This is a genomic window from Streptomyces sp. NPDC059852 (assembly GCF_042731455.1).
Lineage (GTDB): Bacteria > Actinomycetota > Actinomycetes > Streptomycetales > Streptomycetaceae > Streptomyces.
Genome location: NZ_JBHWJK010000001.1, coordinates 287115 through 303027 on the forward strand (window position 1 = coordinate 287115; position 15913 = coordinate 303027).

9 protein-coding genes are annotated in these 15913 nt (G+C 72.5%); all 9 read left to right on the forward strand.

What is annotated here, in order from left to right; all coding sequences use genetic code 11:
- The first annotated feature begins 166 nt into the window (after positions 1-166).
- The gene (locus ACFV46_RS01305) at positions 167-4231 is read left to right on the forward strand and encodes a ribonuclease E/G (RefSeq protein ID WP_385496662.1); all 4065 of its coding nucleotides are present in this window, start codon (positions 167-169) and stop codon (positions 4229-4231) included.
- 247 nt (positions 4232-4478) lie between these two features.
- Complete coding sequence (rplU, locus tag ACFV46_RS01310) at positions 4479-4799, forward strand: 50S ribosomal protein L21 (RefSeq protein WP_004931419.1); 321 nt, start codon at positions 4479-4481, stop codon at positions 4797-4799.
- A 14-nt stretch (positions 4800-4813) separates the two neighbouring features.
- Positions 4814-5068, forward strand: coding sequence for a 50S ribosomal protein L27 (gene rpmA / locus ACFV46_RS01315; RefSeq protein WP_055620927.1), 255 nt, complete (start codon positions 4814-4816; stop codon positions 5066-5068).
- Positions 5069-5206: 138 nt separating this feature from the next.
- Positions 5207-6643: a GTPase ObgE gene (gene obgE / locus ACFV46_RS01320; protein ID WP_361923913.1), complete on the forward strand. Its 1437-nt coding sequence runs from the start codon at positions 5207-5209 to the stop codon at positions 6641-6643.
- Between the two features lie 231 nt (positions 6644-6874).
- Positions 6875-8392, forward strand: coding sequence for an FG-GAP-like repeat-containing protein (locus ACFV46_RS01325; protein ID WP_385496663.1), 1518 nt, complete (start codon positions 6875-6877; stop codon positions 8390-8392).
- 43 nt (positions 8393-8435) lie between these two features.
- Positions 8436-9920, forward strand: coding sequence for an FG-GAP-like repeat-containing protein (locus ACFV46_RS01330; protein ID WP_385496664.1), 1485 nt, complete (start codon positions 8436-8438; stop codon positions 9918-9920).
- Positions 9921-10128: 208 nt separating this feature from the next.
- Positions 10129-11688, forward strand: coding sequence for an alkaline phosphatase D family protein (locus tag ACFV46_RS01335; protein WP_385496665.1), 1560 nt, complete (start codon positions 10129-10131; stop codon positions 11686-11688).
- 374 nt (positions 11689-12062) lie between these two features.
- On the forward strand, positions 12063-13562 hold the full coding sequence (locus ACFV46_RS01340) for a D-ribitol-5-phosphate cytidylyltransferase (RefSeq protein ID WP_376726591.1): 1500 nt from the start codon (positions 12063-12065) through the stop codon (positions 13560-13562).
- 147 nt (positions 13563-13709) lie between these two features.
- A complete protein-coding gene (locus ACFV46_RS01345) occupies positions 13710-15752 on the forward strand; it encodes a hypothetical protein (protein ID WP_361924284.1) in 2043 nt (680 codons plus the stop codon).
- The last annotated feature ends 161 nt before the right edge of the window (positions 15753-15913 follow it).

Consider the following 15913-nt stretch of genomic DNA (forward strand, 5'->3'; position numbering starts at 1 on the left):
CCGTGCGCATGAGGCGTACGGAACCGGCGAGACAGGACACAGAGAGCTCCCGTGCGGCGCCCGCGCCCCGGACGGCGGCAGTCGCGCATCGCGCGAGCCGCGGACGTCACCGGCACACCGCCGGACCAGGCGCGGCGCCCGGGAGCCTGACGGGAGAAACGCCCGCATGCTCGAACCGACCGAACCCACAGAGTCCGCCACGGACTCCGAACTGAACACTCCGAGCGACACCCTGCCGCCGCGCCGCCGGCGCCGTGCCGCCTCCCGGCCGGCGGGACCGCCCGCCGGAACCGCCGAGACGCAGCCTGCCGAGGTGGTCGAGCCGGCCATACCGGCCGCCGAGGCCGACCAGGTCGACGAGGAGAAGGACGACGTCGAGGCCGTCGAGGCCGACGTCACCGCCGAGGCCGAGGAGACCCCCGAGCCCGCGCCTCCGGCCCGTACGCGCCGGCGTGCGGTGCGCCGTGCGTCCGCGCCCGCCGGTTCGCCGGCCGCCGAGGCCGCCGCCGAGGCCGCCGCCGAGACCGTGGTGCCCGCGACGGCCGCCGAGCCGGTCGCCGAGGAGTCCGCCCCGGCCGCCGCCGAGGTGTCCGAGGAGCCCGCCCCGCCGCGCACGCGCCGCCGGGCCACCCGCCGGGTGACCGCGCCCGCCGCGGCCCCCGCGCCCGCGCAGGAGGCCGAGGACGTCGAGCCCGCCGGGAAGCCCAGCGAGACGGTCGCGGAGACCGCCGAGGCCGCTGCTGCCGAGGAGGCCCCCGAGGCCGCCCCGCGCCGTACGCGCCGCCGGGCCACCCGCGGCTCCGCCGCACCGGAAGCCGTGCAGGCCGCCCCGACCGACGAGGCGCCGGTGACCGGGCAGGAGCCCGCCGGGACGCCCGCCGGCTCCGGTGAGAGCGCCGAGGCCGCCGCGCCCGAGGACGAGGCCGCCCCGCGTCGCACGCGCCGCCGTGCCACCCGCCGTACGGCCGCCCCGGCCGCCGCCGAGGAGGTCTCCGAGAAGGACTCCGAGCAGGTCTCCGAGGAGACCGCCGAGGGGACGCCGGTGACCGCCGAGACCCCGGTGACGCCGGGTGTCGAGACCGAGAGCCCCGCAGCGACCGCTGCCGCCGCCGAGGACGACGCCGCCCCGCGCCGCCGTCGTCGCGCCGTGCGCCGTGCCGCCACCGGCTTCGCCGAGCCCGCGCGGTCCGCCGGTGACGCGTCCGAGGAGGCGCCGCGTCCGTCGCGGCCCGCCGTGGCCGTCTTCCAGGCGCCCGTGTTCACCGAGCCGCAGTTCCAGACGCCGCAGCGTGCCGCCGCCGAGGCCGCCGCCGAGGCGGAGACCGAGGACGACGAGGAGCTCCGCGAGGAGCTCCGCGAGGAGCAGCCCGCCGCTCCGCGCCGCCGTCGCCGCCGCCGTGGCGAGGACGCCGAGCCGCAGGCCGTCGAGCCCGCCGCCGAGGACGAGGCCGACGACACCGAGGACGGCGCCGAGGACTCCGCCGACGGCGACGAGTCCGAGGAGACCGGTTCGCGCCGTCGCCGCCGCCGCGGTGGCCGTCGCCGCCGTCGCGGTGAGTCCGGTGAGCCGGACGGCGACGGCAGCGACTCCGACACCGACGAGACCGCCGCCGAGCAGGCCGAGCAGGACGCCGAGGACACCGCCGAGCAGGAGGAGGAGGACGCCGAGGAGGCGCACGACGACTCCGCGGGCTCCGGCTCCAGCAGCAGCCGCCGGCGCCGCCGCAGGCGCCGTCGCGCCGGTGACACCTCCGCGGAGACCGAGCCGGGCGACGGCGACCCCGAGCGCACCGTCGTCAAGGTCCGCGAGCCCCGGCCGAAGTCCGAGCCGTCCGACGAGGTGCAGTCCATCAAGGGCTCCACGCGTCTGGAGGCGAAGAAGCAGCGCCGCCGTGAGGGCCGCGAGCAGGGCCGCCGCCGCGTCCCGATCATCACCGAGGCCGAGTTCCTGGCCCGTCGCGAGGCCGTCGAGCGTGTGATGGTCGTCCGCCAGCACGGCGACCGCACCCAGATCGGCGTCCTCGAGGACAACGTGCTCGTCGAGCACTACGTCAACAAGGAGCAGTCGACGTCCTACGTCGGCAACGTCTACCTGGGCAAGGTCCAGAACGTGCTGCCGTCGATGGAGGCCGCCTTCATCGACATCGGCAAGGGCCGCAACGCCGTGCTCTACGCCGGTGAGGTCAACTTCGAGGCGCTCGGCATGGCCAACGGGCCGCGCCGTATCGAGTCCGCCCTGAAGTCCGGCCAGTCGGTCCTCGTCCAGGTGACCAAGGACCCGATCGGGCACAAGGGCGCCCGTCTGACCAGCCAGGTCTCCCTGCCGGGCCGCTACCTCGTGTACGTGCCCGAGGGCTCGATGACCGGCATCAGCCGCAAGCTGCCCGACACCGAGCGCGCCCGCCTGAAGACCATCCTCAAGAAGATCGTCCCCGAGGACGCGGGCGTCATCGTGCGCACCGCCGCCGAGGGCGCGAGCGAGGACGAGCTGCGCCGTGACGTCGAACGCCTCCAGCAGCAGTGGGAGGAGATCCAGAAGAAGGCCAAGAGCGGCAACGCCCCGACGCTGCTCTACGGCGAGCCGGACATGACCGTCCGGGTCGTCCGGGACATCTTCAACGAGGACTTCTCCAAGGTCGTCGTCAGCGGCGACGAGGCGTGGGAGACCATCCACGGCTATGTCTCGCACGTGGCGCCCGACCTGGCCGAGCGGCTCCAGAAGTGGACCAGCGAGGTCGACGTCTTCGCCACGTACCGGATCGACGAGCAGCTCGCCAAGGCGCTGGACCGCAAGGTCTGGCTGCCCAGCGGCGGCTCGCTGGTGATCGACCGGACCGAGGCGATGGTCGTGGTCGACGTCAACACCGGCAAGTTCACCGGCCAGGGCGGCAACCTCGAGGAGACCGTCACCCGGAACAACCTCGAGGCGGCCGAGGAGATCGTGCGCCAGCTGCGGCTGCGCGACCTCGGCGGCATCATCGTCATCGACTTCATCGACATGGTGCTGGAGTCCAACCGGGACCTGGTGCTGCGGCGCCTGCTGGAGTGCCTGGGCCGGGACCGTACGAAGCACCAGGTGGCGGAGGTGACCTCGCTCGGCCTGGTCCAGATGACCCGCAAGCGGGTCGGCCAGGGCCTGCTGGAGTCCTTCTCCGAGACCTGCGTCCACTGCAACGGCCGCGGTGTCATCGTGCACATGGAGCAGCCCACGTCCGCCGGTGGCGGCGGGGGCAAGCGCAAGAAGCGCGCGCGGGCCGGCGCCGGTCCCGAGCACGTGCACGAGGCGTCCGTCGCGACCGAGCCGGCCGAGACCGCCGAGGAGGAGGCGGAGACGGAGGCCGAGGTCGCCGCCGAGGTCGCCGAGCCGGCCGCGCTCGCGGAGCCCGCGTTCGCGCCCGACGAGGAGCTGTACAGCAGCATCGCCGAGGCGGAGGCCGCCGCGCGCGGCGGCCGCTCCCGGCGCCGTGGGGGCCGGCGCGCGTCGGCCCCGGCCGGTGCGCCGCGGAAGGCCGAGGCGGTTCCCACCGCCCAGGACGTGACCGTCGCCGAGGAGATCGCCCGTCCGGTCCAGCCGGAGCCGGCCGCCGAGGCGACCGCCGAGCCGGCGGCCGTGGAGGACGCGGTCGTGCCGGCCGCGACCGCCACCGAGGCGCCCGCCGAGGAGGCCGCGCCCAAGGGACGGACGCGGCGCCGTGCCACCCGCAAGGTGTCCGCGCCCGCCGGGTCCCCCGCGGGGGCCGAGGCCGCCGTGGTGACGGTCGCCGAGACGGCGCCCGAGCCCGTCGCGGAGCCGGTCGCCGAGGCCGCCCCGGCCGAGCAGGCCGAGGCGCCCGCGGAGCCGGTCGTGGAGAGCGCCGCCCCGGCCCGTCCGCGCCGCCGCGCGGTGCGCAAGGCCACCGCGCCGACCGCGTCGGAGGAGGCGGCCGTCGTGGTCGTCCCCGCCGCCGACGAGGCACCGGCGGCGGGCGAGGCACCGGCGGCCGACGAGGCACCTGCCGCCGACCAGGCGCCGGCTGCCGAGGACGGCGTCGAGGAGGCCGCTCCGGCCAAGAAGACGGCCCGGAAGACGGCCAAGAAGGCCACCGCGAAGAAGGCCGCCACCAAGAAGACGGCGGCCAAGAAGACGGTCGCGAAGAAGGCGACGGCCAAGAAGGCGGCCAAGACCGCCAAGACGGCCGCGGCCAAGTCGACGGCGAAGAAGACCACGGTCACCGCGAGCACCGACGAGTGACGCGTCCCGTGTGACAACACGTGCGGCCGGTCCCTGTGACCGGCCGCACGTGTGCGGGGCCGGGCCCGGTTTGACCCCCTCGGCAGCGGCCCCGTAACCTTGACCCTCGGTGTGTCCGTGGATATAGGACGCGCCACATCCCCGTAAACCTCGTCCTCCGACGCACCGGGTGCTTCGGAGAGGCCGTCCGCGTGCCGGGCGGCTGGACTGCGGGGGTGCCGTTCCCGAGCGAGAGAGTGAGATCCGCGTGTACGCCATCGTGCGCAGCGGTGGTCGCCAGCACAAGGTTGCTGTCGGCGACATCGTTGAGGTTGACAAGATTTCCACTGCCAAGGTTGGCGACACGGTCGAGCTCTCGACCCTGCTCGTTGTCGACGGCGACGCTGTGACCAGCGACCCGTGGGTGCTGGCCGGCATCAAGGTCCAGGCCGAGGTCGTGGACCACCACAAGGGGCAGAAGATCGACATTCTGCGCTACAAGAACAAGACCGGCTACCGCCGTCGTCAGGGCCACCGCCAGCAGTACACGGCGATCAAGGTCACTGAGATCCCCGCGGCTGCGAAGTAAGGGACTGAGGAGACATGGCACACAAGAAGGGCGCATCGTCCACCCGGAACGGTCGCGACTCGAACGCCCAGCGGCTCGGCGTGAAGCGCTTCGGCGGTCAGGTCGTCAACGCGGGTGAGATCCTGGTCCGCCAGCGCGGCACCCACTTCCACCCCGGTGCGGGCGTCGGCCGTGGCGGCGACGACACGCTGTTCGCGCTGCAGGCCGGTGCGGTGGAGTTCGGCTCCAGCCGTGGCCGCAAGGTCGTCAACATCGTCCCGGTCGCCTGAGTCCTGCGACTCACCGCCCTGTACGCAGGGCTTCGACCGAACGATGCGCGAGGCGGACCTCACTTCCCGGTCGGGAAGGCGGGTCCGCCTTTCGCGTGTTAACGAAGAACCACCCCGTACTTTCTGGAGGCACTGACCATGACCACCTTCGTGGACCGCGTCGAACTGCATGTCGCCGCGGGTAACGGAGGCCACGGCTGTGCCTCCGTCCACCGTGAGAAGTTCAAGCCGCTCGGCGGACCCGACGGCGGCAACGGCGGGCGCGGCGGCGACGTGATCCTCACCGTCGACCAGTCGGTCACCACGCTGCTCGACTACCACCACTCCCCGCACCGCAAGGCCACCAACGGCAAGCCCGGTGAGGGCGGCAACCGCTCCGGCAAGGACGGCCAGGACCTGATCCTGCCGGTGCCGGACGGCACGGTGGTGCTGGACAAGGCGGGCAACGTCCTCGCCGACCTGGTCGGGCACGGCACGTCGTTCGTCGCCGCGCAGGGCGGCCGGGGCGGCCTCGGCAACGCCGCGCTGGCCTCGGCCCGCCGCAAGGCGCCCGGCTTCGCGCTGCTCGGCGAGCCCGGTGACCTCCAGGACATCGTGCTGGAGCTGAAGACCGTCGCCGACGTGGCGCTGGTCGGCTACCCGAGCGCGGGCAAGTCCTCGCTGATCTCGGTGCTGAGCGCCGCCAAGCCGAAGATCGCCGACTACCCGTTCACCACGCTGGTGCCCAACCTCGGTGTGGTGACGGCCGGTTCGACCGTCTACACCATCGCCGACGTCCCCGGTCTGATCCCGGGCGCCAGCCAGGGCAAGGGCCTGGGCCTGGAGTTCCTGCGCCACGTCGAGCGGTGCAGCGTGCTCGTGCACGTCCTGGACACCGCGACGCTGGAGTCCGACCGCGACCCCGTCTCCGACCTGGACATCATCGAGGCCGAGCTGCGCGAGTACGGCGGCCTCGACAACCGTCCGCGGCTCGTCGTCCTGAACAAGATCGACGTTCCGGACGGCAAGGACCTCGCCGAGATGGTGCGGCCGGACCTGGAGGCCCGTGGCTACACGGTCTTCGAGGTGTCCGCCGTCGCCCACATCGGGTTGAAGGAGCTGTCGTTCGCGCTCGCCGACCTGGTCGCCAGGGCGCGGGCGGCGAAGCCCAAGGAGGAGGCGACGCGGATCGTCATCCGGCCCAAGGCCGTGGACGACGCGGGCTTCACCGTCGTACGCGAGGACGACGGCCTGTACCGGGTGCGCGGTGAGAAGCCCGAGCGCTGGGTGCGGCAGACCGACTTCAACAACGACGAGGCCGTGGGCTACCTCGCGGACCGCCTCAACCGCCTCGGTGTGGAAGAGGAACTGATGAAGGCCGGCGCCCGCTCCGGTGACGGCGTCGCCATCGGCCCCGAGGACAACGCGGTCGTCTTCGACTGGGAGCCGACGGTGATGGCCGGCGCGGAGATGCTGGGCCGCCGTGGCGAGGACCACCGCCTGGAGGAGCCCCGGCCCGCCGCGCAGCGCCGGCGCGACCGGCAGGCCGAGCGGGACGAGGCGTCGCGGGAGTTCGACGACTTCGAGCCGTTCTGACCGACACGGAAACGACCGGTGTGAGCGACGCCGGGGCCACCACGGTGGTCCCGGCGTCGTCGTGTCCGCGCCCTTCGGCCGGACGCCGTGGCCGGATCGGTGAACCGTGGGGAAACTCGTGGGGTTCCTGAGGGCAACCCCCGGGCGGCCCGGTGAGTCGTACTGGGCGGCGCGCACGAGGATCTTGAACCTCGCCGTGCCTCAACCACCGTTCGATCCAACGGAGTTGCCGTGCCCTCCCGTTCCCACCGCCGTACCCCGCTCTCGCGTCGCAGACGTCTGGGGCTCGCCACCGGTGTCGTGCTCGTCGCCGGGGCGATCGCCGTCCCCGCGGTGAACGCCGCCACCGAGTCCGCGGTGACCGCCAAGGCGAGCGCGAAGCGGCTGCACGACGACTTCAACGGCGACGGGTACGCCGACCTGGCCGTCGGGGCGCCGGGCACCACCGTGAACACCCAGGCCCGCGCCGGCTCGGTGAGCGTGCTCTACGGCTCCTCGAGCGGGCTGTCGACCTCCCGCAAGCAGGTGCTGAAGGGCCCGGGCGTCGAGGACCCCGAGGGCTGGCGGGGCCTGTACGGCAGTCACCTGGAGAGCGCCGACCTCGACGGGGACGGCTACGCCGACCTGGTCTCGGTGATCCAGGACTACAAGGTCGACATCGAGGACGGCTACACGGTCCAGGTCAACTGGGGCGGCCCGAGCGGGCTGTCGTCCCAGCCGACCACCCTCATGTGGACGCCGCTGGTGCCCGCCTCGACGGGGCTGTTCACCGTGGCGGACGTCGACGGCGACCAGCACCCGGACCTCGTGACGCTCAGCAACGACGACTGGCAGAGCTGGGACCCCGAGAAGAGCAACGGCGACGGCACCGTGTTCCACGGCCCGTTCGACCGTGAGGGGCGTCCCGCGAAGAAGGACTACTTCACCATCGCCGGGCAGACGCAGAGCTACCAGTCGCTGACCGCCGGGGACGTCGACGGCGACGGCGCCGCCGACCTCGCCGTGCGGACCACGAAGGCCGACGGGACCCGCGGGGTCGAACTGCTCCTCGGTGGCACGAGCGGCTTCACCCGCAAGGGCCTCCTCAAGGACGCGCAGGGCCGGACCGTCCCCGGTGAGGACGTGGCGATCGGCGACCTGAACAAGGACGGCTACGGCGACATCGTCGTCGGCCACTCCTCGGAGAGCACCACCGGACTGCCCACCAAGGGCGGTGCCGTCGCCGTCGTCCACGGCGGCCCGCAGGGCGTGTCCACCACCCGCAAGGCGGTGTGGATCAACCAGGACACCGCCGGGGTGCCGGGCGCGGCCGAGAAGGGCGACGGCATGGGCACCGGGCTGTCCATCGGTGACACCGACGGCGACGGCTACCTCGACGTGGCGACCGGACTGCCCGGAGAGGACCTCGACGGCGTCACCGACGCCGGCGCCGTGCTCGTGCTGCGCGGCGGCGCGTCCGGTCTGACCGGCACCGGCAGCAAGGCGTTCACGCAGAACACCGCCAAGGTGCCCGGCACCGCCGAGAAGGGCGACCGGTTCGGGGCGGACACCGCGCTCGTCGACGCCGACGGCGACAAGCGCAACGGGCTCGTCGTCGGCGACCCGGACGAGAACGCCACCGACGGCTCCGTGTGGGTCTTCTCCACGACCTCCACCGGCGTCACCGCGACCGGCTCCTTCTCGTTCGGCCCCACCACCATGGGCTTCACCGCGAGCAAGGCCCGCTTCGGCGCCGCCGTCTCCGGCTGACGGCCGACCAACTCCCCCCCCACACGCGGAACTGGAGACCGAGATGCGCACTCATGGACCGGCATGGCGGGTGGCCCTCGCGGTCGTGGCGGCCGCCACGGGCGCCGCCGTCCTTCCCGCGGCCCAGGCGGCCGGCGCCGCCCCGTCGGGCACCGCCGGGATCAGGACCGACTTCAACGGCGACGGTTACGCGGATCTCGCGGTGGCCGCGCCCGACGCGGCCGTCGACGGGAAGACGGGCGCCGGGTACGTCGCCGTCGTGTACGGCTCGGCGACCGGGCTGAAGCCCGCGTCGAAGCAGGTCATCAGCCAGAACACGCCCGGCGTCCCCGACTCCGCCGAGACGGCCGACCACTTCGGCAGCGCGGTGAGCGGCGCCGACCTCGACGGCGACGGCTACACCGACCTCGTCGTCGGCGTCACCGGGGAGGACTCGGTCGAGGGCGGCGCCGGGACCGGGCTCGTCCAGGTCGTGTGGGGCGGCGCGAACGGGCTGTCCGGCGGGGCGGCGCTGGCGTACGGGAAGGACACGTACGACGGGCTCAGCGACCGTGGGAGGCTGGCCGTCGGCGATGTGAACGGCGACGGGAAGGCCGACCTGGTCGTCGTGCAGGGCAACGCCGATCTGCGCGTGATCCGGGGGCCGTTCGGCCGGGACGGGGCCGCGCGCGGCGGCGAGGAGACCGTGCCGGACGACTCCGACGCGCGGTTCCTGGACCTGGCGACGGGTGATGTGAACGGCGACGGCGTGGACGACGTCGTCGGCACCCTGAACCAGGGCGACGAGTACGACGCCCGGCACATCGTGTACTGGCGAGGCACGCGGGACGGCCTCGCCGAGGGCGCCATCCCGCACGACGCGCGGGGCCGGCAGCTGCAGGGCGGTGAGTTCGTCGACGTCGGCGACGTGAACGGCGACGGGTTCGAGGACATCGTCGTGGGCCGTTCCGTCGACGGGTACGACAGCGACCTCGACACCCCGATCCCGCTGGGCGGCCGGGTCGCGTTCGTCCCCGGCTCCGCGACCGGCCCGGTCGGCACCGGGGCGATGTACGTCAACCAGGACAGCGCCGGGGTGCCGGGTGCCGCCGAGCGGGGCGACGGCTTCGGCACCGACGTGACGGTGGCCGACGTGAACGGCGACGGCTACGCGGACGTCTCCGTGGGCGTGCCCGGCGAGGACTTCGACGGGCTGGGCAACGCCGGCGGGACCGTGCTCCTGCGCGGCTCCCGGGCCGGTCTGACCGGGACCGGGGCCCAGGGCGTCAACCAGGACACCGCCTCGGTGCCGGGCGTGGCCGAGACGAACGACGTGTTCGGCGGCGCCACGCATCTCGTCGACGGCAACGGCGACGGACGTGCGGAACTCGTCGTCGGGGCGCCCGGAGAGAACGAGAACGCCGGGTCGGTGTGGGTGTTCCCCTCGTCGTCCGCCGGGATCAGCGCGACGGGCTCGTCCACCTTCGGCGCGGGCACCCTCGGCACGGTCGCCGCGAAGGCGAGGCTGGGGGCCGGCTTCGACGACTGACCCGGCCGCACACCGGACCCGTCGCGGCGCTCCCGCACCGGCGCACCCCACACCCCCAGACGCGCCGGAGCGCACCGCCGTGCCGTGACGGGTCCTCGGATGTCTCCCCATTTGTCATGCACGCGAGGCTCGCTGTTCAGCGCCCGGTCCGCCCGGGAGCGCGAGCATCCGAAGTGTCCACGAGGCAAGCGAGGCAGGGGAGTTCACGATGACCGGGGTATCCGGATCCATGTTGCCCGACCGGCGCCGAGTGCTCACCGCGGGTGCCGCGGTGCTCGGCGCGGCGGCCTCCGCGCAGCTGTGGCTGCCGACGGCCGCCCGTGCCACCGGGAAGCCGCTGCCGGACGGGGTGTTCAGCCTCGGCGTCGCCTCGGGCGACCCGCTGCCCGACGGCGTCGTGCTGTGGACGCGGCTGGCGCCCGACCCGCTGAACGGCGGCGGGATGCCCGGCCGGCCCGTCGCCGTCGACTGGGAGATCGCCGGCGACGAGCGGTTCCGCAAGCCCGTGCGCCGGGGCACCGCCCAGGCCCGGCCCGAACTCGGCCACAGCGTCCACGTCGACGTGCGCGGGCTGCGCCCCGGCCGGACGTACTGGTACCGCTTCCGCGCCGGCGGGCAGCTCTCGCCCACCGGCCGCACCCGCACCGCCCCGCACCCCGCGAGCTCCGGCGGCCGGCTCCGGCTGGCCCTGGCCTCCTGCCAGAACTGGCAGCACGGCTACTTCACGCCGTACGCCGACATGCTGGCCCAGGACCCCGACGCCGTCCTGTTCGTGGGCGACTACATCTACGAGTCGACGCCGTCGTCGACCGGTGTGCGGCGGCACGAGGGGAGCGGTGAGCCGTACACCCTCGACCAGTACCGCAACCGGTACGCCCAGTACCGCACCGACCCCGACCTCGCGGCGATGCACGCGGCCGCGCCCTGGATCGTCACCTTCGACGACCACGAGATCGACAACGACTTCGCCGGCGAGATCCCGCAGGACCCGGACAAGCAGCCGCACGACGCGTTCGTGGCCCGGCTGACGGCGGGCTACCAGGCGTACTACGAGCACATGCCGGTCCGGGCGAGCGCCGTCCCCGACGGCCCGCACATCCGGATGCACCGGCGCCTGGAGTTCGGCCGGCTCGCGCGGCTCAGCGTGCTGGACACCCGCCAGTACCGCAGCGACCAGGCCACCACGCAGGAGGGCGCCCAGGACCCGGCGCGCACCATGCTCGGAGCGGAGCAGAAGCGGTGGCTGCTCGACGGGCTGCGTCGCTCGCCGGCCCGCTGGAACCTCATCGGCTCGCAGATCATGATGGCGGAGACCGACCTGCGGGTCGGCGAGGGCAAGCTCTGGTACTACGACGCCTGGGACGGCTACCAGGCCGAGCGCAACGCGCTGATGGAGGAGCTGCGGCACGTCCGCAACCCGGTCGTGCTCACCGGGGACCGGCACTTCACGATGGTCAGCGATCTGAAGCGGGACTTCGCCGACCCCGAGTCCGAGGTCGTCGGCGCCGAGTTCGTCGGCACGTCCGTCTCCAGCAACGGCGACCAGGACCAGGACGCCTTCCACCGGGAGTGGGACCCGAGGGTGCCGGACAACCCGCACTGGAAGCTGATCGACGCCCACCGCGGCTACCACCTCCTCGACATCGGCCACGACGGCATCGACGCGCGCGTGCGGATCGTGGACACGGTCCGCACCCCGACGGCGACCGCGAGCACGCTGGCCCGGTTGCGGGTCGAGGCCGGCAGACCCGGCGTCGAGATGGTGTGACCCAGGTAACACCCCGTCGTGGCCCCGGAGTCAGGCCTCCGCCGGGTCACAGTGAAGACACGCACCCCCGACGTGGCGGCCGCGCGGTACACCGCGGCCGCCACGTCGCGTACGGTTCGGGGGACATCGTCCAGGGATCCCGTGGGAACGCCCGGACACCATGGCCCGAAGCCCCCGTGTCACGGCCGCGGTGAGCCTGTGCCGTTACTCACAGCAATTCCAGGGACCTTCGAAGTGCCGCTCGGCAAGGACCATGGGTACGAGGTGAATGACAGGTTGCGCGCACATATGCGGCCGAGGACGCTCACCTTGCATCGCGGTAACCCCAAGTGGGACCATTTCGAAGTTCCCAGTCGCCACAAGGTAGGTCACCTGTGTCCCAGCACATAGCCAAGCCCCGTACCACCGCAGTGATCCTGGCCGGTGGAACCGGTCAGCGCGTGGGTCTGTCGATCCCCAAGCAGCTGCTGAAGATCGCCGGCAAGGCAGTCATCGAGCACACCCTGACCACCTTCGAGAAGGCCGACTCGATCGACGACGTCATCGTGCTGATGGCACCCGGATACGTCCCGGACATCGAGAAGATCGTCGCCAAGGCCGGGTTCACGAAGGTCAAGAAGATCATCGAGGGCGGCGCCACCCGCAACGAGACCACCGAGCGCGCCATCGAGGCCCTCGGCGAGGGCCTGGCCGAGGGCGAGGACCTCAACGTCCTCTTCCACGACGCCGTGCGCCCCTTGCTCTCGCAGCGCGTCATCGACGACTGCGTCACCGCGCTGGAGCGCTTCCAGGCCGTCGACGTCGCCATCCCCTCCGCGGACACCATCATCGTCACGCGCACCCACGGTGAGGACGGCGAGTTCATCACCGAGATCCCGGACCGCTCCCGCCTGCGCCGCGGCCAGACCCCGCAGGCCTTCAAGCTGTCCACGATCAAGCGCGCCTACGAGGTGGCCTCCGGCGACCCCAACTTCCAGGCCACGGACGACTGCTCCGTCGTGCTCAAGTACCTGCCGGACGTGCCGATCCACGTCGTCGCGGGTGACGAGTACAACATGAAGGTCACTCAGCCCGTCGACGTCTTCATCGCCGACAAGCTCTTCCAGCTCGCCTCCACCGCCGCCCCCGAGCAGGTGGGCGAGGAGGCGTACCGCGAGCTGCTCACCGGCAAGACGATCGTCGTCTTCGGCGGCTCCTACGGCATCGGCAAGGACATCGCCGAGCTCGCCGAGTCCTACGGCGCCGACGTCTACGCCCTGGGCCGCTCCACCACCGGCACCCACGTGGAGAACCCGGAGGAGGTCGACGACGCGCTGTCCAAGGCGTACGGCGAGACCGGCCGGATCGACTACGTCGTCAACACCGCCGGTGTGCTGCGCATAGGCAAGCTCGCCGAGACCGACAACGCCACCATCGAGGAGGCGCTGAAGGTCAACTACCTGGCCCCCGTGCAGATCGCGCGCTCCTCGTACAAGTACCTGTCCGAGACCAAGGGCCAGCTGCTCCTCTACACCTCCAGCAGCTACACCCGCGGCCGCGCCGAGTACAGCCTCTACTCCTCGACCAAGGCCGCCATGGTGAACCTCACCCAGGCGCTGTCCGACGAGTGGGCCGGCGACGGCATCCGCGTGAACTGCATCAATCCCGAGCGGACGGCCACCCCGATGCGCACCAAGGCCTTCGGCCAGGAGCCCGCGGGTTCGCTGCTCTCCTCCGAGGCCGTCGCCCGCACCTCGCTCGACGTCCTGCTCTCCGAGCTGACCGGGCACGTCATCGACGTCCGCCAGCAGGACCCGACCGCGGCGGCGGGCAAGGCGTCCGGCTTCGAGCAGGCACTGGCCAGTGTGCTGGACCGCCAGGACGGCGTGGCATAATCAGCCATCAATAGCCTTATGCAATTCAGGCCTCTGCGATTCTTTGTTCACAAAGAATTCACAGGGGCCTGAGTCCTTCCCTCTTCAGACCGGCCCCTCTCCCTGAGCAGGTTCTCCGTGATATCCACCGCTATTCGCGTCGCCCGGGTGGGCAGTGCGGCCGAGCTGGCCGCGGCGGTCCTCATGATGCTGGGATTCCCGGCACTCATGCTGGCCGCGCTCGTCCCGAGCATTCCCGCCTTCGCGGCGGCGGCCGCCGTGACGTACCTGGCGGACCACTATCTGCACCGCAAGGGCAGCTACCTGGTCAACCGCCTCAGCAAGGTCCGGGCCGGTCTGTCGATCCGCTTCCTGATCAGGGAGCTGCTGCTGCTCCTGCTGCTCGCCCGGCTCAGCCTGGCGGACAACCTGGTCTACTACGGCGCCATCGCCTGCTTCATCGCCTTCTACGGCCTCCAGGCCCCGCACGGCGCCCTGGTCACCCTGATCCGCAACCGGCGCCGGATGCCGGTCGCCACCCGCAACGTCGACCTCGCCTCGCGCATCCGCATCCCCGACGCCCCGCCGCGCCGGCTGCTGCACCGCTCCGCCGAGAAGATGCTGCACCTCGACCTCGTGGCCGTCGCCGGCATCCTGGTCTCCGCCTGGCTGGAGCACTCCGCCATCGGCTTCGTCGGCATCGGCGTCACGGTGGGCCTCGGCCTGCTCTACGTCCTCGCGCTCATGCCGTACGTGCGCGGCCGGAAGGTCCCGCCGAAGGCCGAGCTGGTCCTGGCCGCCGTGGACGACTGGCTGCGCGCCTACCGGCCCGAGACGGTGCTGTACTTCTCCGGCTCCAAGGACTCCGCGTACCAGGTCAACATGTGGCTGGAGACGATGGAGCAGCTGGACTCCAAGCCGCTGATCATCCTGCGCGAGCGCGCCATCCTGGCGAACCTGGCGCCCACCACGGTCCCCGTCGTCTGCGTGCCCGGCGGTGTGCACCTGATGAACCTGGACCTGAGCACCGTCCGCGTCGCCCTGTACGCCGCGAACGTCGGCAAGAACATCCACCTGCTGCGCGTGCCCACCATGAAGCACGTCTTCATCGGCCACGGCGACAGCGACAAGCTCGCCAGCGTCAACCCGTTCAGCAAGGCGTACGACGAGGTGTGGACCGCCGGCCGCGCGGGCCGCGACCGCTACGCCATAGCCGACGTGGGCGTCCGCGACGAGGACATAGTGGAGGTCGGCCGCCCGCAGCTCGCCCCCATCCAGACCTGGCAGGGCGTCCCCGAGGGCCGTATCCCGACCGTGCTGTACGCCCCCACCTGGGAGGGCTGGGACGGCAACCCCGGCAACACCTCGATCGTGCTCGCCGGCGAGACCATCGTGCGCAAGCTCGTCGCCGCCGACCCGCCGGTCCGCGTGCTGTACAAGCCGCACCCCTTCACCGGCACCGTCAGCAAGGAGGCCGGCGCCGCGCACCAGCGGATCACCGCCCTGGTCGAGAAGGCCGCCGCCGAGCGCGCCGCCGACCCGCGCTTCCCCGCCGACGCGGCCGCGCAGGCCGCCGCCAAGGCCGAGCTGACCCGCATCGAGGCGCGGCTGGCCGAGTTGTCCGGCAAGGCCGGCACCAGCGGCGACGAGGCCGAGGCCACCCGCGACGGACTGCTCGACCCGGTCCGGCACGAGGAGGTCGCCCGGCTGCGCGCCGAGTGGAACGACGCCTATTGGCGCTCCTTCCCGGCCCACGAGCACCGCGTCATCACCGGCGCCGAGCCGCGCCTGTACGACTGCTTCAACGTCTCCGACGCGATGGTCTCCGACATCTCCAGCGTCGTCTCCGACTTCATCGCCAGCGGCAAGCCGTACGCCGTCACGGACTCCGCCGAGCTGGGCGTGGAGGAGTTCAAGCGGCAGAACACGGCCGTGCGCGCCGCGACGATCCTGTCGAACCGGGCGGAGCCGCTGGGCGAGCTGCTGGACGCGGTCCGCGACCCGTCCGGCGACCCGCTGGCCGCCGACCGCACCGAGCTGAAGCGCTACCTGCTCGGCCCGGACGAGCCGACGTCCATCGAGCAGTTCAACGCGGCCGTGGCCGACCTCGCCATCAAGGCCGAGACCCGCAACGTCGGCCAGGAGTCGCGCGCGGCGGCCGTACCCGCCCAGCGGGTCGCGGCGGCCGGGGACGATGTGACGACGGCCTGATCCACGTCCCGGAAAACCCGGCGCGGCCCCCGAGGAACTCTTTCCTCGGGGGCCGCGCCTTTTTCTTTCCGGCCTCTTACTTTTCCCGCCGGGTGAATTCCCTTATCGCCTTCGCATTGTGATCTGACTCACCAAAACCTGCCTCACAGGCAACCCCCCGT

What these genes read in the sequence shown, in the direction of transcription:
- ACFV46_RS01305 (WP_385496662.1), top strand. Translation starts at nt 167, where the DNA reads ATGCTCGAACCGACCGAACCCACAGAGTCCGCCACGGACTCCGAACTG.
- rpmA (WP_055620927.1), top strand. Translation starts at nt 4,814, where the DNA reads ATGGCACACAAGAAGGGCGCATCGTCCACCCGGAACGGTCGCGACTCG.
- obgE (WP_361923913.1), top strand. Translation starts at nt 5,207, where the DNA reads ATGACCACCTTCGTGGACCGCGTCGAACTGCATGTCGCCGCGGGTAAC.
- ACFV46_RS01330 (WP_385496664.1), top strand. Translation starts at nt 8,436, where the DNA reads ATGCGCACTCATGGACCGGCATGGCGGGTGGCCCTCGCGGTCGTGGCG.
- ACFV46_RS01335 (WP_385496665.1), top strand. Translation starts at nt 10,129, where the DNA reads ATGACCGGGGTATCCGGATCCATGTTGCCCGACCGGCGCCGAGTGCTC.